We start from the raw sequence: 21,142 nt of genomic DNA, 5'->3' as shown, positions 1-21,142 counted from the left end.
ATGCATTCCATCCGCCAATCCATCCCTGATGTCGTACTGATCGAGCCCAAGGTGTTCGGCGACAGCCGGGGGTTCTTCTACGAGAGCTTCAACCAGCAGGCCTTCCAGGAGGCTACCGGTGTCCAGTGCGACTTCGTGCAGGACAACCACAGCCGAAGCAGCCAGGGCGTGCTGCGTGGCCTGCACTACCAGCTGCCTCCCAGGGCCCAGGGCAAGCTGGTGCGGGTGGTGCGGGGCGCGGCGTTTGATGTCGCCGTTGACATCCGCAAGGGATCGCCCACCTTTGGCCAGTGGGTCGGAGCGCTGCTGACGGAAGACAACCACCGGCAGCTCTGGGTGCCGCCGGGGCTTGCCCATGGTTTCCTGGTGGTGTCCGAATCGGCTGATTTCCTCTACAAGACCACCGATTACTACAGCCCTGAGCACGAACGCTGCATCCGCTGGGACGATCCACAGCTGGCCATCGCCTGGCCTGCCGTCGATGCCGCCATCCAGCTGTCCGCGAAGGACCAGGCGGGACGCTGGTTCGCCGAGGCGGACCTTTGAGCTTGGCACCGACGCAGGTGCTTGCGACCGGCGCCCGCACAAATCCGGCCGCGCTGCGGATCGCCATCCTCGGAGCCCGGGGCATTCCGGCGAGTTATGGGGGGTTCGAGACATTCGCCGAACAGCTCGCTACCCGCCTGGTGGCGCGGGGCCATGAGGTCACCGTGTATGCGGAAACCGGCGAGTCGTCGGTGCAGGACACTTTCTACCAGGGTGTTCGCGTGCGGTACAAGCGCCGTCCGCGGTGGGGGGCGGCATCGGTCCTGGCCTACGATTGTGCTTGCCTCTGGGATGCCTGCCGTGGCTACGACCTTGTCTACATGCTGGGCTATGGCGCTGCATGGGCCTGCTGGTGGCCCCGGGTGTTCGGTGTCCCGGTCTGGATCAACGTGGATGGGCTCGAATGGGCCCGCAGCAAATGGGGCCGGGGCGCGCGCCTGTATTTGCGTTGCATGGAATGGGTAACCACCAAGGCCGCGACGCGCCTCATCGCCGACGCCGAGGCCATTGCGCAGCGGTTCCGCCAGACCTATCCCCGGGGGGCGCCGTCGAGCTTCATCGCCTACGGCGCGGAACTGGTCGAGGGGCGGCAAGTGGACCCTGCCGTGCTTTCCCTCTGGGGCCTGCAAGCCCATCGGTACATGCTGGTGGTGGCGCGGCCCGAGCCAGAGAACCATATCCTCGAGATCATCCAGGGCCATGTGATGCACGGCGGAGACTGGCCACTCGTCATCGTGGGGGATGTCTCGGGTGCCACGGCCTACCAGCGGCAGTTGCAGCAGCACGCGAGTGAGCGCGTGCGGTTCATCGGGGGCATCTACGACGGCGGGCAGCTGGCGAGCCTGCGCGTGCATGCCGCCTGCTACCTGCATGGCCATTCGGTGGGGGGGACGAACCCTTCGCTTCTGGAGGCCCTGGCCTGTGGAAGCTGGGTGATAGCGCACGACAACCCGTTCAACCGCGAGGTTGCGCGCGATGCGGCCGACTATTTTGCGACCCCCGAGCAGCTCGCGCGCAGCCTGGATCTGGTGGTGCGCGAGTCGGACGCCCTGCGGCCCCGGCGCGCCCAGCGCGCGCGGGGCATTGTGGCGGAGCACTACACCTGGGATGGCATCACGGATGCCTATGAGGCGCTGATGGATTCGGAATGCCGCCCTCGCAGCGCGGCGGCAGGCACGAGGGCGCCGTGATCTCCCACGCGGATGGGCCCATTTCCTTGCCCGCTGGATCCGGCGGGGCTGCCAGCACGGCGCTGCCGCTGGTGGATGTGCTGCTGGCAACCTACAACGGGGCCAAGTACCTCGAAGGCCAGCTCGACTCGATCTGGGCCCAGACCCACAGGAACTTCCGGCTCCTGGTCAGCGACGATGGCTCCTCGGATGCGACGCTGGCGATCCTGGCGCGCTACAAGGAGCGCTTTGGCGAGCGGCTTGTGGTGCTGCCCCATCCGTCGCGTGGCCATGGGGTTGTCCGCAATTTCGAGAATCTCATGGCAGCCAGCCTGCGTGACGGGCTGGCGGAATGGGCCGTGTTCTCGGACCAGGACGATGTCTGGCTGCCCCGGAAAATAGAGGTTTCGTTGCAGGAGATGATGCGGATGGAGGAGGAAGGAGGGCGTGGCCTGCCCTGCCTGGTCCATGGCGATCTGACCGTGGTCGACGAGAGCCTGAATGTGATCTCCGATTCGTTCGCCGCGTACCAGAGGATGGATCCCCGGCAATGTTCCCCGCTCTCCCTGCTCAGCGTGAACGAGGTGACGGGATGCACGATGATGGTGAACCGCACCCTGCTGCAGATGGCCTTGCCCATGCCGCCCCATGCCATCATGCATGACTGGTGGTGTGCGCTGGTGAGCGGGAGTGGCCGTCGGAGCTTCCTTCGCACCCCGCAGATCCTGTACCGCCAGCATGGCGCCAATCAACTGGGCGCCAAGGACCGCAGCCTGGGGACGCGCTTGCTGCGCTTTTTCACCAACGGCCGCGGGGTCGTCAGGCGCGTCAGGTCGCTGGGAGAGGGCACCTATCTGCAGGCCCGGGCGCTGCAGCAGCGGTTGCGAGCCCTGGGGCTGGACGAGGGCTACGTGTCAAAATACCTGGCGTGGAGGGACGGGCCGCTTGTGGCGAGGATTGTGGGATATCGCCAATATTATGTGGGTCCCGAGCTGGATCGATTAAGCCGCTGTTTGTTGTGGTTCAAGTGATTCGCCCCTGCGGGTGATGCAAATCATGCCTGGGTATTTTGGTTGTTGAAAGAATGTTCAAAGGCGTCGGTAATGAAGCTCTCGGCTGAAGTAGGTGAAGTGGAAAGCGTTGATGTCGCTGCGCCCAGGCTCGGGGAGATGCTCCTTGCGGACCAGAAATTGTCGCGCAACGACCTGGAGAGGGCGCTGGAGGTCCAGCGCTCCATGGGCGGACGCCTGGGCCGCCTGCTCATCAGCCTGGGACTGGTTTCCGAGGTCGACGTGTACGCCGCACTATCCAGGCAGATTGACCTGCCTCTGGTGCGCCAGGACGCCTTCCCCAAGGAAAAGCCCGCCACGTCGCGGCTCAATACCAGCTTCTTGCTGGCCAACAACCTGCTTCCCCTGGGCAATGCGGAGGATGCGGACTCCATGCCGGAGTTTGCATCGGTGGACCCCCGAAGCGCTGCATTGCGCGATGCATTGCGCCTGGTGTTCGGGGATGTGCCGAAGATATTCTTTGGCCTCGAAACCGAAATATCCAGCCAGCTCAACGAGTGGTACGTCCAGGACCCCGAACAGAACGAAGAAACCGGGGGCGACCAGTTCGAGGCCTCCGAATTCATCGAGCACCTGCGGGACATGGCCTCGGAGGCCCCCATCATCCAGCGGGTGAGCCACATCCTTTCACAGGCAGTGGCAGCCCAGGCCTCGGACATCCATATCGAAACCTACGAAGAAAAATCGGTGGTCCGCATTCGGGTGGACGGCGAGCTGTATCCCATCGACGAGATCGACAACAAGGATGCCCCCGCGGTCGTGTCCCGCATCAAGATCCTCTCGCAACTGGACATTGCGGAACGCCGGATGCCCCAGGATGGCCGCACCAAGCTGCGCGTGCATGGAAAGGAAATGGACTCGCGCGTGTCCACCATCCCCACCATGTTCGGCGAATCCGTCGTCATGCGTTTGCTGGAAAAGAACTTCGACCTGCTTTCACTGGAAAGCCTGCATTTCACGCCGCCCACGCTGAAAACCATGCGCCAGCTTCTGAGCGTGCCGCATGGCATCTTTCTGGTGACAGGGCCCACGGGGTCGGGTAAATCCACCACGCTGTATGCCTCGATGCAGGAGCTGGAGGGCGAAAACCTCAAGATCCTGACGGTGGAAGACCCGGTGGAGTACCGGTTGCAGTGGCTCAACCAGGTGCAGGTGCAGCCCCAGATCGGACTGACCTTTGCCAAGGTGCTGCGCTCTTTCCTGCGCCAGGATCCGGACGTCATCATGATCGGCGAAATGCGCGATGGCGAAACCGCCGAAATCGCCGTGCAGGCCGCGCTGACGGGTCACCTGGTCATGTCCACGCTGCACACCAACAGTGCGCTCGGCGCCATCGTCCGCCTGATCAACATGGGGGTGGAGCCCTATCTGATCACGGCATCCGTGGTCGGCGTGCTGGCGCAACGCCTGGTGCGCAAGCTGTGCGAGGAGTGCAAGACCCCGCTTTTGCCGGACCAGGCGCAGGCCGCGGCGGCATCCCTGGGGGTGCCTTTGCAAGAGGGGCAGGTCATTTACAAATCCGTGGGTTGTGCCGCCTGCCGGGGCACGGGCTATCGGGGGCGGATCGCCGTCCATGAACTGCTGGTCCTCACGGAAGACGTCAAGAAGGTGGTCCTTGAAAGGGGCTCCAAGCTCAGCAGCGAAGACGGCGCCTATGCCGGGGGGAACTTGTTGCAGGATGGCGCCACCAAGGTCTTCAAGGGTCTGACAACGGCAGAAGAAGTCCTGCGCGTCGCTCGTCAAAATGATTGAATTTCAATACGATGGCATCACGTCCGACGGCAAGGCCTGCCAGGGGACCGTCCGCGCGCTGAATCTGGAAAGTGCGCGGCTGCGGCTTATCGGGCAGGGCGTGACACCGGTGCGCATCGCGGATGGATCGGGTGCGGTCTCCCAGGATGAGCCGCAAGGCCGGGGCGCAAAGCTCAAGCGCAGCGAAATACTGCTGTTCAGCCGTGAAATGGCACACCTCAAGCAGGCCAACATGCCGCTCGACAAGGCGCTGGTCATGCTCAAGGAGACGGCGAACACGGAGCGGCTGAAAGCATTCATTGCCAAGGTGGAGGAGGGGGTACGGGGCGGGAAATCGCTGTACCAGTCTCTGCTGCCTTTCGAGCGGGACCTGGGGCGCCAGTATCTGGTCCTGATACGGGCCGGGGAAACCTCTGGTTCGCTGCATGTGGTCCTGAAGGAACTCACGGTCCAGCTCGAGGCAGAGGACAAGCTGCGCAACTACGTCATTTCTTCCATGACGTACCCGGTCATCTTGCTGGTGGTCGCTGTCTTGTCCGTCGTTCTCCTGCTGGCGTTCGTGGTTCCCCAGTTCCGGGAAATCTTCGACTCCATGGGCGACAAGCTGCCCTATTCGACCCGGCTGGTGGTCGACCTCAGCGATCTGATCCGCTCCCACTGGATGGCGATCCTGTTAGGCTTGGCGGTTGCGCTGTTCCTGGGCTCGCGATGGAGCGCAACGCCCACGGGGCGGTTGCGTCTCGACAGCGTGCTGCTGGACCTTCCCCTGTTCGGCAAGGTGCTGCGGAACCTGCAGTTCGCCATCTATTTCCGGACCTTCGGCATTTTGCTGCAGCGGGGCGTTCCGATGGTGGATGCCTTGCGCATTGCAGTGGATACGTTGACCAATACCGCGCTGCGCAAGGATATCGAGCCGCTGGTCGGTATCGTGAAAACCGGCAAGCGGCTTTCCACGGGTTTTTCGTCTCCTTACTTTGCAAAATCCAGCACTCCGCAGCTCATTCGCGTGGCAGAGGAAACCGGCCAACTGGATATTACGCTGCTGGGCTTGGCTGATCGCTACGAGGATGAGGGCCGCCGGACCATGGGGCGTGTTTTGGCGGCCATGGAGCCTTTGATAATTATTATTCTGGGGGCCTTGGTTGCATTCATCATTATTGCAATCCTGGGCGGTGTCTTGTCGATTAACGACACAATTTGATTTTGATTGTTTAAGAGATTTGATATGAATGTAAAGAATTCTGGCAGCAACGGAATGGCGCGGGCGAAGCGTTCGTCGGGCTTCACACTGATCGAATTGCTGGTGGTGCTGGTGATCCTCACGCTGCTTGCAGGGCTGGTGGGCCCGAAGGTGCTGGATCAGCTTGGCGGCGCCAAGTCCAAGACCGCCCGTATTCAGATTTCTGAAATCGAACAAAGCCTGGATCTCTTCAAACTGGATGTGGGCCGTTACCCCAACGACGCCGAGGGGCTGCGCGCCCTGGCGGACCGGCCCGCGACAGCGCCGGGCTGGAATGGCCCATACTTGAAGAAGGGTCTGCCTTCTGACCCATGGGGTGCCGCCTATCTTTACAAGAACCCGGGCCGCAATGGGGGGCCGGACGTGTTTTCCCTGGGGGCCGATGCCAAGCAGGGCGGGGATGGCGAAAACTCGGACGTTTTTAACTGAGCCGCGCCCCCGTTTGCAGCACCGCCTGGTGGTTTCTTTCGCATGAGCCCTCTCTTGATGGCGCCATTGCGCCGCGTCCAGGGCTTCACTTTGCTGGAGATGCTGGTCGTGCTGGTGCTGGCCGCCATTACCGTGTCGGTGGTCGGCGCCGGGGGGCAGGCGTACATGGAGCGGTCTCGCTACAGCCAGGTGGTGCGGGACGTCTCCAGCCAGCTCAACAAGGCGCGCGCACTCAGTGTCCAGGAGGGCCGGCCGGTGACCGTGACCTATCAGCCGGAAATCCGCAGGCTTGTAGTGGACGGACGGTTGACTCTGGACGTGCCTGGACCATTGCTGGTTCAGTGGGAAGCCATCGAACGCAATCCCAAGTCCACCAAGGCTGCAGCAGGCGCAGCGGGAGAGCCGATTTTTGTGTTCAGTGCAGACGGTGGTGCTCGAGGCGGGCGGTTGGCGGTCCTGCGCGGCGGGCAAGGTGTCACTTTTCGCGTGAACTGGTTGCTGGGAACGGTGGAGCAAGCCACGACCGTGGCACCGTCATGACGGTGAAACGCTGCCTGCCCCTTTTTCTGAACCCGCTTTTTCAGCAATGCAGGCGAGAGCCTCGACCGCAGCGGGGTTTCAGCCTGCTGGAGGCGCTGGTTGCCATGGCCATCGCTTCCATCGCACTGGCAAGCCTCTATCGAAGCGTGGGGCAAAGCTCCAAGAACGTCGTGGATGTGGAGGCTCGCGTGGAGGCCTCTTTGGTGGCCAGGTCGGCACTGGCCGCCGGGGTTTATGCCGAAGATCTGATCAAGCAGGATTCCGGGCAGTCGGGCGTGTGGCGCTGGCGCATCCAGGTGGTGCCCGAGCAGGTTCCCATGATGGACGAAAGCGGTCGTCCTGCGCCAGGAGGGCCGGTGCGCGCCGCGAGGGTCACGGTGGAGGTCAGCAGAGACGGGATGACCGCGGTGACGTGGACCACCTGGAAGCCATACAGGTCTGCGCCATGAGCCAGGCCTTTCGAAAAACCTCTCGCGGGTTCACCTTGCTGGAGCTGCTGATCGCCCTGGCCGTCACGGCAGCCGTGGTGGCGCTGATGTTTGCGGGTGTCGGCGTGATAGGCCGCTCCGCGGAGCGCAACCAGCGGGTGATCGACCGGTCCGATCGGATGATGGTGGTGAGCCAATGGCTGGGGCGCAAGTTTGACACCCTGCGTTTGTTGAGCCGGCGCAACGAAAACACCTTCGTGAACTTCTTCAGCGGGAATGCTGCAGGCGTCATATGGGTGGCACCGCTGCCGGAGCGAGGCGACGCCGGTGGACTCTATGTATTCCGTACAAATCCTCTGCGCCATCAGGACGGACGGGTCGATCTGTCGATTGAAGCTGTTCCCTACGATGGCGCATTGATGGCGCTGGATTGGAGTCGTGCCTTGCGCGAGACGCTTTTGGCGGACGTGAGAACACTTCAATGGCATTACCAGGATGGGCAGACGGGTGAATGGACGCAGCAATGGGATTCCGCCAAGGCGCAGTACCCGGCGCGGATCCGGGTTGAAATTGCTGACGCGCAAGGGGATTGGCCCCCGTTGGTATTTCCGTTGGTGAGGGCGCGGTGATGGTCCAGGGTATCCGTGGTAGCCGGGGCGCCGCATTGATTCTGGTGCTATGGCTGGTTGCTTCGCTGTCGTTGGTCGTGATGGCGAGTGCCCGCGGCGTGCGCCAACAAACGCAGCGCGCTGCGCTGGATATGGAACGCATGCGCGCGGAGTCCGTGCTGGATGCTGCAATCGAATTGGCAGCGCAGCGAACGATGTCCGAGAAAACTGCCGACAGTTGGTACCGCATTCAGCGCCTGCCGCTGGGGTCGCAGGAGGTATGGGTTGAAATCACGCCTTCCGGTGGGCTGGTCGACGTGAATGTCGCCAGTGAAGCCTTGATGCAGGCATTGTTTCAACGGGCTGGCGGATTGTCATCGGGCGAGGCCGCAATTTTGACCTCTCGCGTGAAAGACTACATTGATCCGGACGATACGCCTGGCGGCGTAGGGGGCGCTGAGGCGGCTCAGTACCGTGGGGCTGGCTGGCCTTCGATGCCGCGCAACGGGGCGCTTGATGACCTCGCCGAATTGCGATCGGTGCTGGGTATGACGTCCGAGCTCTATGAGATAATCGCGCCCCATTTGGGCATCAATGGGCAGCAGCGCATCGAAATCGATTCAGCCCCCCCCGCATTGATCGACGCCCTGACAGGGCAGCCAGGCTTGGGGGCGCGCATTCACAAATCTCCTCCAGAAACGCGAGCTGGGGTACTCCTGACGGGAGCAGCCGCTGAATTCTTTTCGCCTGCCCGTGCGGGCGGTGGGCAGACCGTACGCCTCAAGGCGTTTGTGCAGACTGAGGGCGATCGGTGGTGGCAGCGTGAGGCGTGGGTTGATCTCAGCGAGCGCCCGGGCAATTTGACGCCCTGGACAATGCTCTCGCTGGAGCCGACACGCCGCTATAACAAGCCGGAACAGGAATTCAAGCCATGACAGGTTGGGGGCAACTATCTCTTCGTGCGCAAAAGGCGCTGGACCGACTGGCCTGGGGTTTCGGTGATCTCAAGCGTGTCCTGGTGGAGCATGGGGCTTGGCCCTCGCTCGCGAATCCAGCCGTGGCTCCCGACGGCGGGCGCTGGTCCATTGCAGGCACACGCCTGCGCAAGCGTATCAACAGCCGCAAGGCGGCCAGCCTGCTGCTGCCAGAAGCTGACTGCCTATGGGGTACGGTGCAGTTGCCGGACATGCCCCAGCGCTCCCTGGTCGGGGGGGTGGAGGAAGCCCTTTGGCGGGTTTCGCCCATGCCTCCAGAGCAAATCGTGGCCGCCTGGCGTGCCGAGCCGAAGGCCCAGGGCGGATGGGTGGTCGAGTGGGGCATGTGCCGGCGCAGTGCCCTGGAGCAGCAACTGGCGCAGCATGGATTTGCGGGGAACGCCCCGGTGTACATGGTGCGCCAAGGGCGCGCTCTCCCTGTCCACGGTGCGGCATGGCAAAAGCAGAGCAGCCGCCAGCGTTGGATAGATGGCGCCGCCGCGGCATTTTTGCTGCTGTTGCTGCTCGCCTTGTCGCTGCCTGCCGTGATGCCGCTGGTGCTGAAGCGGCAGGCGGTGGTCCGCGCCGTGGAGCATGTCAGCATGCTTGAGCCCAAGGCAGCCCCTCTTCGGCAAAAGATGGATGAACTGCGCAATCAGGCTGGAATGGCGGAGGACTTGCGAAAGAACATCGTGACTGACATGCCTCTGGCCAGCGTGATTGATGGACTGTCATCTGCCATCCCCTCCGATACCTGGCTGGATCGCATCGAGGTCAACGGCCCCGAGGTGAAGATCACGGGTTTGACCGCCAATGCCACAGAGCTCATCGGATACCTTGGGCGGCAGCCTGGATTTGCCGATGTGCGGGCCACCGCCGCGAACGTGCGGGACAGCACGTTGAACAAGGAGCGCTTCACCATCGAGCTACGGTGGCGAGGTGAGGGAGCAAAGCCATGAAGATGAATATTTGGCGGCGCCATTCGATGGTCTTGCTCCTGGTGCTGTTCATAGGCGTCCTCGCATGTGCAGCACTGATCTATAGATCCCTCTGGGTCCGGTACGATGGCGCACTCCGCCAGTTGGAGCCGCGCAGTGAGCGGCTGGAAGGGGTGGTGAATGCAGGTTCCGAAATCGAAACACTGCTCGGTTCTGTCAGCAGCACCGTGGCCCCTTTGCTTCACCCTGCCGGGGAAACTGCACAGAACGACATTCAGCAGAAACTTCGCCAGTTGATCATGGCCTCTGGCAGCACGCTGGTTTCCTCGCAGGTCGCCTTGGAGCCAGGAGGGGATGGCAAGCTGGCGCGCATCCGCCTGACGGCTACCGTCAGTGGCGAATGGGCCAAACTCGTGAGTTTCATGGAAAGCCTGCAGACACAGCGTGCACCTTTCTGGGTGCGCACGGCCAACATCATGCGCGAAGGGGCCAGCTCTGGGCCCGGCCCTCAGACCGCCCGGCTGACGCTGCAATTGGAAGCTCCCTTGGCTCCAGAAAAGGTCAAGCCATGATCAAGCCCTGGTATCTTGGTCCCGTGCTGGCGATTGCCGCCCTGGCAGCCAGTGCGTACTGGTGGCATGCCGAAAAAGATCGTTGGAGTCCGCCGTCCCCGCGCAAGCCCGATCTGCCCAAGGTCGAGCCCATGCCACAGCCAATCAAGGTTCACGCGAAGCAGGCCGTGGAGCGGCCTTTGTTCTGGGCATCCCGGCGCCCGGTGGTGGTGGATGAGAAGAAAAGCAGTTTGGTCACGGAGCTGTCGCAGTCTCGCCTCACCGCCGTGCTGGAGTCTGGTGCGCAGCGTGTGGCGATCCTGCTGCGCGCTGACGGCACGACCCTCAAGGTAACTGGGGAAACCAAACCGTGGCGGGTGGAATCATTTGACGGTCGCAAGGCGGTGTTTGTGTCGGCTGACGACCAACGCGTAGAGCGCCCGCTGGAGGCGGGTAGCGTCGTTGCGGCGCCGAAAGCCGGCCCCATCGGCGACCGCCTGCGCAGGCCCGCCACAAATCAGTAAGCCACAGCGGCATATCCCATATTGGAGCTATATCTCTATGAACATTCGGCCATCCATCCTTTTGCTGGCGTTGCTGGCTGCCGGTTGCGCCAGTACGCAGGGAGGACCTGCCGCGGCCCCTTCTTCCGATTCGAAAATGGAACCGGCCAAAGAGGTGGCCGCGACCTCGCTGAACCCCGCACCGACTACCGCACCCGTACCGGCTGCGCCAGCGGCGGCAAGCCCTGCGGAGGCCGCCTCGGCCGCCAAGCCGCCGGTGCCAAAGAGCGCACCTTCCAGCACGCGCCTTTTTCCTGGAAATGACCAATTCTTCAAGCGCGATGTTGCTCCCCAGGTAGACCCCGTTCTCGCAAAGGGGGACAAGGTCTCCCTCAACTTTGAGAATGTCACGGTCGGCAATCTGGCGGTGGCTCTGCTGGGTGACCTGCTCAAGCTCAACTACACCATTGACGCCGGGGGAGAGACGGTGGTGAGCCTGCATACCCGCCAGCCACTGCTGCGCAGCCAGGTCCTAGACGTGCTGGATGCGGTGCTTCTGCCCCACGATCTGGCCATTGTGCGCGACAACGCAGGGGTTTATCACGTCACCAAGCGCACGGTCACCCTGGGTGCGCGCCCGGTGGTGGGGGCTTCGCGTTTCAAGGACCTGTCGGGTGCCGGCACTGTCATCGTCCCGCTGAACCACATCGCTGCGGCCGAGATGGCCAAGATACTCGCACCCATCGCACCACGTGAAGCCATTGTCTATGTGGACCCCATGCGCAACCTGCTGGTGCTGCAGGGGAGCAAGGCCCAGCTGGGCGGCTGGCTGGAAATGGTGGAGGCGTTTGACGTGGACTTCCTCTCTGGCATGTCGCTGGGGGTGTTCGTGCTGGAAAACGCCAATGTCAATGTGGTGCGTGACTCCCTGCAGGCGTTGCTTGGCGGCAGCGATAAAGGATCCGATCCTTATGGCGGCGGGGCTGGTGCATCCCAAGGGAGCGCACCGGGCGCCTCGGGCGGTGGAGCCGGCGCCAGTGTAGGCGCCAGCGGTGCCGCAGCACAGATGGCCAATCCGCTGGGGGGCTTGATCCGCGTGTTTCCGGTGGAACGACTCAATGCATTGGTTGTTGTGACCCCGCGCAGCCATCTGCTGGCCCAGGTCGAGACCTGGATTCGCCGTCTGGATCGGCCTACCGATACTCTGGAGGCCAGCCTTTTTGTGTATCCGGTGCAGAACGGGTCTGCCTTGCAACTGGCGGAAATGCTCAATGGTTTGTTTGGCGGCCAGTCCGGGCAAGCCAAGTCGAGCGGTGTTGCGGCGGGCTCAGCACCGACGCAGTTCTCGCAGGGTGCGGGTCTGGGAGGAGGGCTGGGTACGGCCAGTTCTGGCAATACCGGGCTTTCTGGCAATGGTGGAACGGGCAGTAGTCCGCTCGGTGCAGGCCTCGGTGCGGGAGGTAACAAAACCTCTTCCAACAACACCTCACAGACGTCGACCAGCCAATTGGACGGTAACGTGCGCGTGGTTGCCGATGAGAAGCGCAATGCGCTGCTGATCCGGGCGCCGCGAACTGAATATCGCCGGATTGAACAGGCCTTGCGCGAACTTGACAAGGCCCCAATGCAAGTGTTGATCGAGGCCAGTATCGTAGAGGTGAGCCTCACGGGTAACCTGGAATATGGCGTTGAGTGGTACTTGCAGAACGGTCTTAGCAGGGACCGCCAAGGTGGGGCGCTGTTGGACCTCGGCACCAGCGGCATAGGCCCCAAAGTGCCTGGTTTTTCGTACACCATCAGTAAGGCGAACGTAGTTCGCGCCGCGCTGAACGCCGTTGCCACTAAATCCCAGGTGCGGTTGTTGTCCAGTCCGTCTATCTTGGTTCTGAACAACCACACCGCCAACATTCAGGTCGGCCAGCAACAACCTATCCTGAGTTCAACTTCGGCCGCTACTGGCGGTAATTTTATCAGTCAGTCCATTACATACAAAGACACTGGGGTGCTGCTCTCCGTCACGCCATCCGTCAATGCGGGGGGGTTGATATCCATGGATATCTCTCAGCAAGTCACCGATGTGGGTGAGGAGGACGATGTGACGAAACAGCGGTCCTTTCAGACCCGGCAAATACAAACGCGTGTCGCAGTGCGTTCCGGTGAGTCCATCGTTCTGGGCGGATTGATCCGTGAAAATGACAGCAACACCCGTAGCGGTTTGCCGGGGCTTGCAAGCGTCCCATTGTTGGGAGCCCTGTTCTCCAATACGTCAAACCTGCGTAACCGCACGGAGCTGTTGGTGTTAATGACGCCCCGTGCCTTGGAAGACGATGATCAGCTGCGTTCGGCCAGTGCGGAGATGCGCGAACGCATGCGCTCCTTGTCATTGCAGGCGCAGCCAATGAGCTTCCGTCCAGCAGAGGCACCGCTGCAGCCCTCGCGCTGAACTGCTCGGGGGGTTGTGCCTAGCAAGCAGGGCGCATATATATAGATCTAAGTATAGATAGCCAATTAGGAGATTCTTTACATGAAAAAAGCTGTTACCCGTCGTCAATTGGTTGTGACCTTGGCTGCTTCCGCCTCCTTGGCTGTCCTGGGCGGCTGTGCTGCCGCCGGCGGCGCGATGGTGGCTGGGGAGGGCGATCAGGCGGCTCTTCTAAAGCGCGCTCAGGCATACTGGACGCTCGTTCGTGCCAATGATCGGGTGGGAGCCTGGGCGTACGAGGAACTCTCCAAAGATTCAAGCGCTACGCTGGAAGCGTATCTCAAGCGTGGAGGGATCACATACGACGCGGTGGAGGTCCGTGGCGTGCGCAGCATTGACGGAGATCGCGCTATCGTCAATGTGTGGATGCGTTACTCTCTGCCACTGTTACGTGTTAAAAAACAGGAAGTCGTTGTAGAAGACGAATGGCGCCGGATTGATGGTGCGTGGCACCATGTGCAGCGCCGCAGTGCCATGTTCCCAACACAATAGTCATGGTTCGTTGTTTGGGTGCAACAAACGCACGCACAGTGGTTTTCTGGCCGAAATAGGTTGAAAAAATCGAAGGTATCAGTATAAGATTGCATCAACCCAAACGGAGTACGGATGGGTTGCAGATCCCGCACAGGGTGGGAAAGCTTCCTTCAATTATCTAAGGACTGAGAAGATGAAAAAATTTGCAATGGCAGCCGTTGCAGCCGCTGCGCTGAGTGCAGGTGTGGCGCAGGCGTACACCGTGGGTACGTACAGCAATGGTTTCGTGGTTCCTAACGTGATCCACAATGGCGATGCCGATACCACTGCTGTTGGTATCGTCAATCAAACTGGCAATGTTGTGCCTGTGTTCTGGACGTTCTTCGACGCGAACTCCAACCACGTCACCGACGGCTGCTTCCCCCTGACCAACAAGGACTTCGAGCCCTTCATCTGGTCGCAACAGTCCGGCAGCGGCTTGGCTGGTACGCGCGGCTACTTGGTGTTCGCCGTGGGCGCTAACACTGGTTCCACGACTGCTGCTGCCGCTTGCGCGGTTGGCAATGCCGTTGTTCCTGCTGCACCTGGCTTCGTTGGCAGTATCGGTGCTAGCGCGTTCCACGTGAACACTGCTACTCAAGACGTGGCTTACGTTCCTGTGATCGACGGTCCTCTGAATTTCGCCTCAGGCTCCAATCTGACCACCCTTGGCCCTCTGAGCCTGGTGTCTGTTGCTGGTGCCCGTACGGTGCCAACCGGTCCTAACATTACGCCTGCTTTCAGCATGCGCTATGCAGTGGACAGCGCAGCGAACGCTGGTCTGGAAACCCGCATCGTGGTCTGGTCGACTGGTGACCACCGTGGTACCCACACGGTCAACATGTATGACTCTGCTCAGAACCGTAAGTCTGTGAACTTCTCTCTGGCTGAAGCCGAACTGTCGTTCTTCAATCCAGAAACGATCCCAGGCCGTCCTGCTAACTTCATCGATGGTTTCATCGAGTGGAGCCCTGTAGCTGCCCTGCCTTCTGACCTGCCTGCATCGGCTGCCAGCGGCGCTCTGTACAACCTGGGTGGTTCCGTGTTCACGTACAGCCTGATCACTATGCCTGCCTTCGGTGCTGTGCAGTCCATCCTTGGTACGCACAACTAATTTTTCCTAATGCATACAGCGCCCTCGCTGTATGCAAAAAGGAAAAACAAAATCTGGCGGCACCTGCAAGGGTGTTGTCATAAAAAATGGCGCCATCTGGCGCCATTTTTTTTGTCTGTGTGGGGTCTCATGAAATTGTCTTGCTCTGTTTCTTTTCCATTTTTAGGCGCACTGGGTTTGCTGGGTGCCTTGATGCTGGCGGGATGCCAGATGCAGCCTGTGTCGGTAGACGGGGCGGTTGCGCCTGTCGGGAAAGCACCGATGTCTCAAAGGACTCCCTCACGAATAGTCCTTGAGGCTCCCATGGTGTGGGGTGGAGAGGCGCGTTGTTTTGCAGGTGGCGAATGTCGCTTCGTGTTGGTCGAACACGAAGAAGGCAAAGTGGCATTGCACCAAATCAATGGTAGAACTTCCCGTCTCCTGGATCGCCAGCCTGTGGCTTATCACCCTGACTCTGCGGTCTGGTTGTCGGACACTCTGGTGGCGGCTGCCGTCGAGGCTACTGGCAGTCTCGACATTTTTCGGGTTGAGGGGGCGCGCCTGGTGCGGGTCCATCAAGCGCCTGTGGGTTTCGCTCCGCGTGATGTCATCGTGGCCAGTGCGTCGCAAGGCCAATACAAGCTGTTGGCAACACCTTACAGTGGCAAGGAGGTGGCATGGATCGACTGGCATGAGGACAACCGTCAAGCTGCTGCATTGAAAAAAACACGGTGGTGCGAGGCGCCATGGCACCCTGTTCGCGTGAGCAAAATTCCTGGCACTCAAAGCGGCGGGTTTGCCGTAGCTTGTCTGGATGACCGTAAAGTGGTCGCAGTTTCTGACGCAGATCTCTTGGCGGCGCCCCGCGTGCTCGCCACCTTTGGTGCAATTGCTCGCCAAGCGCGGCCGTCGCCTTCTGGTCAATGGTTGTATGTGTCTTTGGAGACGGGGTCGCGCAACGCCCGTATCAACATGCAAAGCGGGGAACTCCAATACATCCAGTCTCCTCTGACGGGCAGTGTTGCAGTTGCTCCACTATCTGATGATCTGGTGGTATGGGCTGAAGACGGCAAGATGTATCTTCAACGCCTTGATTCGGACGCCAAGGTGTTGGAAACGCGCTGGATAAAGACCAGCGGATTCTCCACCGGTTTGCAGCTTATCGATCTCGATGGTGATGGCGAGCGCGACCTGGTGGTGCTTAACTCCGTTGATGCGGTGGTAGATGTGATCTACGGTCCGCTGTGGGATGGCGCTGCAGAGCGCCTGTGAGAGTGTGTTTTTCTTGTAAATATTGCTATGACCCTTTCTTTGCGTAATCTGGGCTGGATTCGAGTCCTTACGGTGTGTGTTTTGGCGGCTACCGCTTCGCTCGCAGGTGCGTCGGAGACACTGGTTCGGCTTTCTAACGGTGAAACCATCAGTCAAGATGATTTCTCGACTTACCTGGAGCGACGGGTGGATCTCCGTTCTTCCAGCCGCAATGTCTGGGGCGTGCAAACCACCTTGCGTGAAATGGCCATGGTGCGGGTGTTGTCGCTGGAGGGTGCCCGGATGGGCGAGCCACGCCAGGAGGGGAAGGAAGGCCAGCGCTTTGACGACGTTTATGCGCAAGCTGTCTATTCCAAGCTGGTGCCTGTGTGTACGCCTCCTGCCGACGAGGCGGCGTCGCGTCAATTCTTCAAGGATCATCCGCAGGCGTTCCGGGTGCCTCCCATGGCGCGTCTGAGCCGTGTGATTCTTCCCGCTACTGAAAATCTGGAGGGGGAGCCTGCTGCGGCTTGGCTTATGAAAAAGGCCGAGGCTGTTGCTTCTGGCAAGCAGTCGTTTGACGACCTGGTCAAGCAAGCGGAGGCGGTTTACAGGCTTGACCCTCAAGGGGATTTGGGCTGGATCACTCTCTTTGACGAGGATGCCAGTGTGTTGCGTGTGCTCGCCACGACCAAACAAGGAGAGATGGTGGGGCCGCTGCGTGAAGGTGATTTCACATACCTCTTCAAGGTGAATGAAAAGCGGGAGGGGCGTCAGCTTGCGTGGGAGGAGGTGGCGGTTTCCGTGCCGACCCGGGCAGTGTCTTTCTGCCGCCAGGAGGGGGTAAAGAAAGTTCGGAACGATCTGTTCACGAAGTACGGCGTTGAGTTGGATAACGCGGCGATCCGTGCGCTGTTCTTGAAGCAGTCTGCTGCAAAATAACTGCGGCCAAAGCCAGCCAGCGGGCAGGGCAAGGCAGTCGTCCTGTGTAGGGGGCGCAGTACAATGATCGGTTTTGCGGATTGCGATGGCATCGTTGCTAGAAGGCGCAATCTGACGATCAGGCGCATAGCGCCCTCTTTCTAGTGAGACCCTGCAGTTCTGCCAATGACTGAAATACGCGCCTCCGTGTTGATCCCCGTCAAGAACGGAGGGCCTTTGTTGGGTGATGTGCTGGATGCCGTGCTGGCCCAGAAAGCGCCATGGCCCTTTGAGGTCATTGTGGTGGATTCCGGCTCCTCCGATGACTCCGTGAAGTGCGCCCGGCAGCGCGGTGTTCGCGTGGAGAGCATTCCAGCTGCAGAATTTGGGCACGGGCGCACCCGCAATTTGCTCGCCTCCATGGCAAGGGGGCAATTCCTTGTGTTCATTACGCAAGACGCGCGGCCCGCGAGTCCACAATGGCTTGTCAACATGGTCCAAGGCTGTGATGCGGAGCCTGGTGTGGCCGGTGCTTTCGGCCCTCATCGCGCGCATCCGCATGCGCGGCATGTCACCCACTGCGAATTGAACCAACACTTTGCAGGGTTTGGGGACAAGCTCTCAGTGGTCCGTCTGGAAGACCGTGTGCGGTTCGCCAGTGACCCTGGTTACCGCCAATGGCTTCACTTTTTCTCCAGCAACAATTCATGCATTCGCCGTGCGGTCTGGGAGCAGCTGCCTTTGCCAGAGGTGGCTTTTGCAGAAGATCAAACATGGGCTTTGCGCGCTATCGAGGCCGGGCACGCGAAGGCCTTTGTGCCTGACGCAGTTGTTTACCATTCGCACGACTTCGGTGTCTGGGAGACTTTGCAGCGCAATTTTGACGAAGCGCGCTCCTTCAACCTCTATTTTGGCTACCGCATTCAGGACAGCCTGGTACAGGCCTTGAAATCCGGCGTGCACCTTGCAAAGCGTGATCTGGGCTGGCTGCGCAGCGGCGGATTGCGCGGCTGGCGGCTCTTCAAGAACGCGGGCTACATGAGTCTTGTGGAAATGGCGCGGGTCGCAGGGCAGTACCTGGGCACCCGGCACGACCGCTTGCCGGCATGGCTATTGCGCTCGGTGTCGCGCGATGAGCAATTGCAGCGCGCGGGGGCGGCCTGACCATGGCGTTGAACCTGTCAAAGAAGCTCTGGCGCGTGAAGGAGATGGCGCGCAAGGAAGGGGTGTTCGCCGCCTTGCGGGCCGTGGTGCGCCGCCTGCGCCAGGGGCCTGGGCGGTATGTCGATGTCTTTCGGCACTACGGCTTTGCGTTGCCCTATGTCCTGCCGGCCCAGCCGGGCGAGCCCGCAAAGGGGGCGCTGCTGTGGTTCATCCCGGACTTCAATCTCGGCTCCGGCGGTCATCTGAATATTTTCCGCACCATCTGGCATCTGGAGCAGATGGGATACACGTCCAGCATCGTGATCGGTGCGCCCGTCATGCACCAGGATGCGCAAGAGGCCCGCGATGCCATTCGCGAGCACTTCTTTCCCCTGCAGGCGCAGGTGCTTCTGGGGCTGGAGAACTTGCCGCCATGCGAATTTGCGGTTGCCACAGGCTGGGACACGGCGTACGCGGTCCGCGCATTCACCGGTGCCACGCACAAGCTGTATTTTGTGCAGGATTACGAGCCGCATTTCTACCCGGTGGGGTCCGAGTCGGTGCTGGCGCAGAATACCTACCACTTCGGTTTCTTCGGCATCACGGCAGGGGGTTGGCTGGCCACCAAGCTGGCGCAGGAGTATGGGATGGTCACACATCCTGTGGGTTTCGGCGTGGAACTGGAGCGCTACCGGCGCCTGCCGCGCAGGGAGCCCGAGATACGCCGGGTTTTCTTCTATGCGCGTCCCCCCACGCCCCGGCGGGCATTTGAAATCGGCCTGCTGGTGCTGAATGCCGTGTGGGAGCGCATGCCCAATACGCAGTTCGTGCTCGCAGGCTGGGACACCGCCGGCTACCATATCCCGTTCCCCCACCTTGCCTGCGGCACCGTGGCGCTGGATGACTTGCCCGATCTGTACAGCCAGTGCGACGTGGCGCTGGTGCTCTCGCTGACGAATGCCTCGTTGCTGCCCCTGGAGCTGATGGCCTCCGGCTGCGCCGTGGTGTCCAACCGGGGCCCCAATGTGGAATGGCTGCTCAACGGCGACGTAGCCATGCTCGCCGATTCTTCTCCGGAGGGTTTGACCAATGCGGTTTGCGCGCTGCTGCAGGACGATGCGCGGCGCCATGCCCTGAGCGAGCGCGCCGAAGTGTTTGCCCGGGCGCAGACCTGGGACATGGTGGCGAAGGACTTCGAGTCGGCCCTGTTGCATGCCCGGGCCCAGAATCCGCGGGGCGAATCCTGATGCGTTGCGCGATTCTCGGAGGAGCGGGTTTCCTGGGGCGCCACATTGGCCGGGCCATGGCGGCCGAAGGAGCACATGTGTGGTCGGTCGACCGCGCATTGCCCGCGTCGGGCAGCGCCCCCTGGTTGACTGGCGCGGTGCAGGCGGACTGTTTTGACTTGCCCTCCTGGTGGGATGCGGTGGGAGGGGCGGACGTCATCGTTCACCTTGCTTCCTCCACGGTGCCAGCCACGGCCAGTCAAGATCCGATCCAGGACGTGCAGACCAATCTGGTGGGCACCTTGCGCCTGCTGCAGGCTCTGCGTCAGAAGGCTGCACGTCCCAGGTTGCTGTTCGCATCCTCGGGAGGCGCCGTCTATGGCCGGCCGCAGTCGGTACCGCTGGCAGAGACACACCCCACCATGCCCATGGGTGCCTATGGGGCCACCAAGCTGGCGATCGAGCACCATTTGCGCATCGAGGAGGCGCAACACGGCCTGCCGTGCCGGATACTGCGTTTGAGCAATCCGTATGGGGAATGGCAACAGCCCCACGGCGTCCAGGGGGTGATCGCTGTTTTTGCGCACCGCGCGCTCAAGGCCCTGCCTGTGGATGTATGGGGGGATGGTTCCGTGGTGCGCGACTTTGTCTATGCCGCCGATGTGGGGCGGGCTTTCGTGGCCGCCTCGCGCCATGAGGGGGAGGCCCGGGTCTTCAACATTGGTGGCGGCGCGGGGCACAGTGTCAATGACATCGTGCGCACGCTGGAACAATTGATCGGTCACCCTGTGGAACGGCGTGTATTCCCGGCACGCCCGTTTGATCCGCCCGTCAATGTGCTGGACATTCAGCGCGCCCAGGACGAACTGCACTGGAAGCCGGCCATGGCTTTCGATGAAGGGGTATCCAAGTCGGTCGAATGGCTGCGGACGGTGGCATGACGAGTCCTGTATCTTCTTCGTCCGCCGTGTCTTCGGCCGCGCCACGCAATCCGCGCCAGTTGTGGGTGCTGTGGCGGTACTGGATGATGCGCGAGTTCAAGACCCGCTATGCGGGCTCGGTACTGGGCTTTGCGTGGGCGTTCGTCCAACCCCTTGCCACCCTGGCCATCTTTTACGTCCTGTTTGGGCTGGTTCTGGCCGTGCGCGTTCCGGGTCTGGATGTGGGCAACGGCTACCTGCTGCACTTGCTCGCCGGGCTGGCTGTTTGGCTCCCCTTCACCGATGCGATTGGACGGGGCGTGGGAAGCCTGGCCGCCTATGAGGATTTTCTGCGCAAGCAGCCCATGCCGGCCGAAATCCTGCCTGCGGTATCGGTGGGCGGGAGCCTGCTGGTTCTCGGGATCGGCTATGGGTTGCTGCTGGTGCTGTCCGTGGCGCAGGGCGTGGGGCCCTACGCATCGATGGCGTGGCTGCCTGTGCTGGTGCTGGCACAGATTGCCCTGACCTTTGGCCTTACCCTGTTGTTGAGCATGGCCCACTTTCTCTGGCGTGATGTGGGTTCGATGGTGGCTTTCGCGTTGCAGCTTTGGTTCTATGTGACGCCCATTGTTTACCCGCTGTCCCAGGTGCCCGAGAAGTTCCATGGCTGGTTCCTCTTCAATCCCTTGGCGTGCCTGGTGCTGATGGTGCAAAGCACGGTGCTGCACATGCCTGTCCCGCCGGGAACTCCGGTGGCCCTGGCCGTCTGGGTCGTGCTGCTGGCGGGGGGCGGATGGTGGTTTTTCCGTTCCATGAAGTCGGCATTGGGCGAGGCCTTGTAACGC

At 61.4% G+C, this 21,142-nt stretch carries 22 protein-coding genes; all 22 read left to right on the top strand.

The genetic code is table 11. The annotated features are described in order from the left end of the window. The 22 genes from rfbC to AC1RVY_RS05370 all read left to right on the top strand — a co-directional run bounded on the left by rfbC (position 1) and on the right by AC1RVY_RS05370 (position 21,139). Complete coding sequence (gene rfbC / locus AC1RVY_RS05475) at positions 1 to 546, top strand: dTDP-4-dehydrorhamnose 3,5-epimerase (RefSeq protein ID WP_218293183.1); 546 nt, start codon at positions 1 to 3, stop codon at positions 544 to 546. 2 nt (positions 547 to 548) lie between these two features. Then, positions 549 to 1,736, top strand: a complete 1,188-nt coding sequence (locus AC1RVY_RS05470) for a DUF1972 domain-containing protein (protein ID WP_492805666.1) — start codon at positions 549 to 551, stop codon at positions 1,734 to 1,736. Continuing rightward, complete coding sequence (locus AC1RVY_RS05465; RefSeq protein ID WP_492805664.1) at positions 1,694 to 2,746, top strand: glycosyltransferase family 2 protein; 1,053 nt, start codon at positions 1,694 to 1,696, stop codon at positions 2,744 to 2,746. Before AC1RVY_RS05470 ends, AC1RVY_RS05465 begins: the two co-directional genes overlap by 43 nt. Before the next feature lie 72 nt (positions 2,747 to 2,818). Beyond that, on the top strand, positions 2,819 to 4,537 hold the full coding sequence (locus AC1RVY_RS05460; RefSeq protein ID WP_218340511.1) for a GspE/PulE family protein: 1,719 nt from the start codon (positions 2,819 to 2,821) through the stop codon (positions 4,535 to 4,537). Further along, on the top strand, positions 4,530 to 5,738 hold the full coding sequence (locus tag AC1RVY_RS05455; RefSeq protein WP_218293185.1) for a type II secretion system F family protein: 1,209 nt from the start codon (positions 4,530 to 4,532) through the stop codon (positions 5,736 to 5,738). The genes AC1RVY_RS05460 and AC1RVY_RS05455 overlap by 8 nt, the downstream gene beginning before the upstream one ends. A 24-nt stretch (positions 5,739 to 5,762) precedes the next feature. Further along, the gene (gene gspG, locus AC1RVY_RS05450) at positions 5,763 to 6,206 is read left to right on the top strand and encodes a type II secretion system major pseudopilin GspG (protein ID WP_255591270.1); all 444 of its coding nucleotides are present in this window, start codon (positions 5,763 to 5,765) and stop codon (positions 6,204 to 6,206) included. Between the two features lie 42 nt (positions 6,207 to 6,248). Continuing rightward, positions 6,249 to 6,746: a GspH/FimT family pseudopilin gene (locus AC1RVY_RS05445; RefSeq protein ID WP_255591269.1), complete on the top strand. Its 498-nt coding sequence runs from the start codon at positions 6,249 to 6,251 to the stop codon at positions 6,744 to 6,746. Continuing rightward, the gene (locus AC1RVY_RS05440; RefSeq protein ID WP_492805662.1) at positions 6,743 to 7,195 is read left to right on the top strand and encodes a type IV pilus modification PilV family protein; all 453 of its coding nucleotides are present in this window, start codon (positions 6,743 to 6,745) and stop codon (positions 7,193 to 7,195) included. Before AC1RVY_RS05445 ends, AC1RVY_RS05440 begins: the two co-directional genes overlap by 4 nt. Further along, positions 7,192 to 7,803: a prepilin-type N-terminal cleavage/methylation domain-containing protein gene (locus AC1RVY_RS05435; RefSeq protein ID WP_369641352.1), complete on the top strand. Its 612-nt coding sequence runs from the start codon at positions 7,192 to 7,194 to the stop codon at positions 7,801 to 7,803. Before AC1RVY_RS05440 ends, AC1RVY_RS05435 begins: the two co-directional genes overlap by 4 nt. Next, positions 7,803 to 8,717, top strand: a complete 915-nt coding sequence (locus tag AC1RVY_RS05430; protein WP_492805660.1) for a type II secretion system minor pseudopilin — start codon at positions 7,803 to 7,805, stop codon at positions 8,715 to 8,717. The genes AC1RVY_RS05435 and AC1RVY_RS05430 overlap by 1 nt, the downstream gene beginning before the upstream one ends. Continuing rightward, positions 8,714 to 9,715, top strand: a complete 1,002-nt coding sequence (locus AC1RVY_RS05425; protein ID WP_492805658.1) for a PilN domain-containing protein — start codon at positions 8,714 to 8,716, stop codon at positions 9,713 to 9,715. Before AC1RVY_RS05430 ends, AC1RVY_RS05425 begins: the two co-directional genes overlap by 4 nt. Beyond that, positions 9,712 to 10,266 carry a GspMb/PilO family protein gene (locus AC1RVY_RS05420; RefSeq protein WP_492805657.1) on the top strand — a complete coding sequence of 185 codons (555 nt, stop codon included), beginning with the start codon at positions 9,712 to 9,714 and terminating at the stop codon, positions 10,264 to 10,266. The genes AC1RVY_RS05425 and AC1RVY_RS05420 overlap by 4 nt, the downstream gene beginning before the upstream one ends. Then, the gene (locus AC1RVY_RS05415) at positions 10,263 to 10,769 is read left to right on the top strand and encodes a hypothetical protein (protein WP_492805655.1); all 507 of its coding nucleotides are present in this window, start codon (positions 10,263 to 10,265) and stop codon (positions 10,767 to 10,769) included. The genes AC1RVY_RS05420 and AC1RVY_RS05415 overlap by 4 nt, the downstream gene beginning before the upstream one ends. A 37-nt stretch (positions 10,770 to 10,806) precedes the next feature. Further along, a complete protein-coding gene (gene gspD / locus AC1RVY_RS05410; protein WP_492805653.1) occupies positions 10,807 to 13,191 on the top strand; it encodes a type II secretion system secretin GspD in 2,385 nt (794 codons plus the stop codon). A gap of 81 nt (positions 13,192 to 13,272) precedes the next feature. After that, entirely contained in the window at positions 13,273 to 13,722 is a 450-nt protein-coding gene (locus AC1RVY_RS05405) for a hypothetical protein (RefSeq protein WP_492805651.1), read from the top strand. Between the two features lie 175 nt (positions 13,723 to 13,897). Then, the gene (locus AC1RVY_RS05400) at positions 13,898 to 14,857 is read left to right on the top strand and encodes a hypothetical protein (RefSeq protein WP_492805649.1); all 960 of its coding nucleotides are present in this window, start codon (positions 13,898 to 13,900) and stop codon (positions 14,855 to 14,857) included. Positions 14,858 to 14,866: 9 nt separating this feature from the next. Next, positions 14,867 to 16,108, top strand: a complete 1,242-nt coding sequence (locus tag AC1RVY_RS05395; protein WP_492805647.1) for an FG-GAP repeat domain-containing protein — start codon at positions 14,867 to 14,869, stop codon at positions 16,106 to 16,108. Positions 16,109 to 16,135: 27 nt separating this feature from the next. Next, positions 16,136 to 17,029 carry a peptidylprolyl isomerase gene (locus tag AC1RVY_RS05390; RefSeq protein ID WP_492805646.1) on the top strand — a complete coding sequence of 298 codons (894 nt, stop codon included), beginning with the start codon at positions 16,136 to 16,138 and terminating at the stop codon, positions 17,027 to 17,029. Between the two features lie 165 nt (positions 17,030 to 17,194). Next, complete coding sequence (locus tag AC1RVY_RS05385) at positions 17,195 to 18,172, top strand: glycosyltransferase family 2 protein (RefSeq protein ID WP_492805644.1); 978 nt, start codon at positions 17,195 to 17,197, stop codon at positions 18,170 to 18,172. A 2-nt stretch (positions 18,173 to 18,174) separates the two neighbouring features. Next, a complete protein-coding gene (locus AC1RVY_RS05380; RefSeq protein ID WP_492805642.1) occupies positions 18,175 to 19,398 on the top strand; it encodes a glycosyltransferase family 4 protein in 1,224 nt (407 codons plus the stop codon). Beyond that, a complete protein-coding gene (locus AC1RVY_RS05375; RefSeq protein ID WP_492805640.1) occupies positions 19,398 to 20,318 on the top strand; it encodes an NAD-dependent epimerase/dehydratase family protein in 921 nt (306 codons plus the stop codon). The genes AC1RVY_RS05380 and AC1RVY_RS05375 overlap by 1 nt, the downstream gene beginning before the upstream one ends. Then, the gene (locus tag AC1RVY_RS05370; RefSeq protein WP_492805638.1) at positions 20,315 to 21,139 is read left to right on the top strand and encodes an ABC transporter permease; all 825 of its coding nucleotides are present in this window, start codon (positions 20,315 to 20,317) and stop codon (positions 21,137 to 21,139) included. The genes AC1RVY_RS05375 and AC1RVY_RS05370 overlap by 4 nt, the downstream gene beginning before the upstream one ends. The last annotated feature ends 3 nt before the right edge of the window (positions 21,140 to 21,142 follow it).

The organism is Acidovorax sp. GW821-FHT11A03 (assembly GCF_058809075.1).
Note: the sequence above shows the minus strand (reverse complement) of the source record. Positions and strands in the feature narration are given on the sequence as shown.

What these genes read in the sequence shown, in the direction of transcription:
- rfbC (WP_218293183.1), top strand. Translation starts at nt 1, where the DNA reads ATGCATTCCATCCGCCAATCCATCCCTGATGTCGTACTGATCGAGCCC.
- AC1RVY_RS05465 (WP_492805664.1), top strand. Translation starts at nt 1,694, where the DNA reads ATGCCGCCCTCGCAGCGCGGCGGCAGGCACGAGGGCGCCGTGATCTCC.
- AC1RVY_RS05460 (WP_218340511.1), top strand. Translation starts at nt 2,819, where the DNA reads ATGAAGCTCTCGGCTGAAGTAGGTGAAGTGGAAAGCGTTGATGTCGCT.
- AC1RVY_RS05455 (WP_218293185.1), top strand. Translation starts at nt 4,530, where the DNA reads ATGATTGAATTTCAATACGATGGCATCACGTCCGACGGCAAGGCCTGC.
- gspG (WP_255591270.1), top strand. Translation starts at nt 5,763, where the DNA reads ATGAATGTAAAGAATTCTGGCAGCAACGGAATGGCGCGGGCGAAGCGT.
- AC1RVY_RS05445 (WP_255591269.1), top strand. Translation starts at nt 6,249, where the DNA reads ATGAGCCCTCTCTTGATGGCGCCATTGCGCCGCGTCCAGGGCTTCACT.
- AC1RVY_RS05440 (WP_492805662.1), top strand. Translation starts at nt 6,743, where the DNA reads ATGACGGTGAAACGCTGCCTGCCCCTTTTTCTGAACCCGCTTTTTCAG.
- AC1RVY_RS05435 (WP_369641352.1), top strand. Translation starts at nt 7,192, where the DNA reads ATGAGCCAGGCCTTTCGAAAAACCTCTCGCGGGTTCACCTTGCTGGAG.
- AC1RVY_RS05430 (WP_492805660.1), top strand. Translation starts at nt 7,803, where the DNA reads ATGGTCCAGGGTATCCGTGGTAGCCGGGGCGCCGCATTGATTCTGGTG.
- AC1RVY_RS05425 (WP_492805658.1), top strand. Translation starts at nt 8,714, where the DNA reads ATGACAGGTTGGGGGCAACTATCTCTTCGTGCGCAAAAGGCGCTGGAC.
- AC1RVY_RS05420 (WP_492805657.1), top strand. Translation starts at nt 9,712, where the DNA reads ATGAAGATGAATATTTGGCGGCGCCATTCGATGGTCTTGCTCCTGGTG.
- AC1RVY_RS05415 (WP_492805655.1), top strand. Translation starts at nt 10,263, where the DNA reads ATGATCAAGCCCTGGTATCTTGGTCCCGTGCTGGCGATTGCCGCCCTG.
- gspD (WP_492805653.1), top strand. Translation starts at nt 10,807, where the DNA reads ATGAACATTCGGCCATCCATCCTTTTGCTGGCGTTGCTGGCTGCCGGT.
- AC1RVY_RS05405 (WP_492805651.1), top strand. Translation starts at nt 13,273, where the DNA reads ATGAAAAAAGCTGTTACCCGTCGTCAATTGGTTGTGACCTTGGCTGCT.
- AC1RVY_RS05400 (WP_492805649.1), top strand. Translation starts at nt 13,898, where the DNA reads ATGAAAAAATTTGCAATGGCAGCCGTTGCAGCCGCTGCGCTGAGTGCA.
- AC1RVY_RS05395 (WP_492805647.1), top strand. Translation starts at nt 14,867, where the DNA reads ATGCATACAGCGCCCTCGCTGTATGCAAAAAGGAAAAACAAAATCTGG.
- AC1RVY_RS05390 (WP_492805646.1), top strand. Translation starts at nt 16,136, where the DNA reads ATGACCCTTTCTTTGCGTAATCTGGGCTGGATTCGAGTCCTTACGGTG.
- AC1RVY_RS05385 (WP_492805644.1), top strand. Translation starts at nt 17,195, where the DNA reads ATGACTGAAATACGCGCCTCCGTGTTGATCCCCGTCAAGAACGGAGGG.
- AC1RVY_RS05380 (WP_492805642.1), top strand. Translation starts at nt 18,175, where the DNA reads ATGGCGTTGAACCTGTCAAAGAAGCTCTGGCGCGTGAAGGAGATGGCG.
- AC1RVY_RS05375 (WP_492805640.1), top strand. Translation starts at nt 19,398, where the DNA reads ATGCGTTGCGCGATTCTCGGAGGAGCGGGTTTCCTGGGGCGCCACATT.
- AC1RVY_RS05370 (WP_492805638.1), top strand. Translation starts at nt 20,315, where the DNA reads ATGACGAGTCCTGTATCTTCTTCGTCCGCCGTGTCTTCGGCCGCGCCA.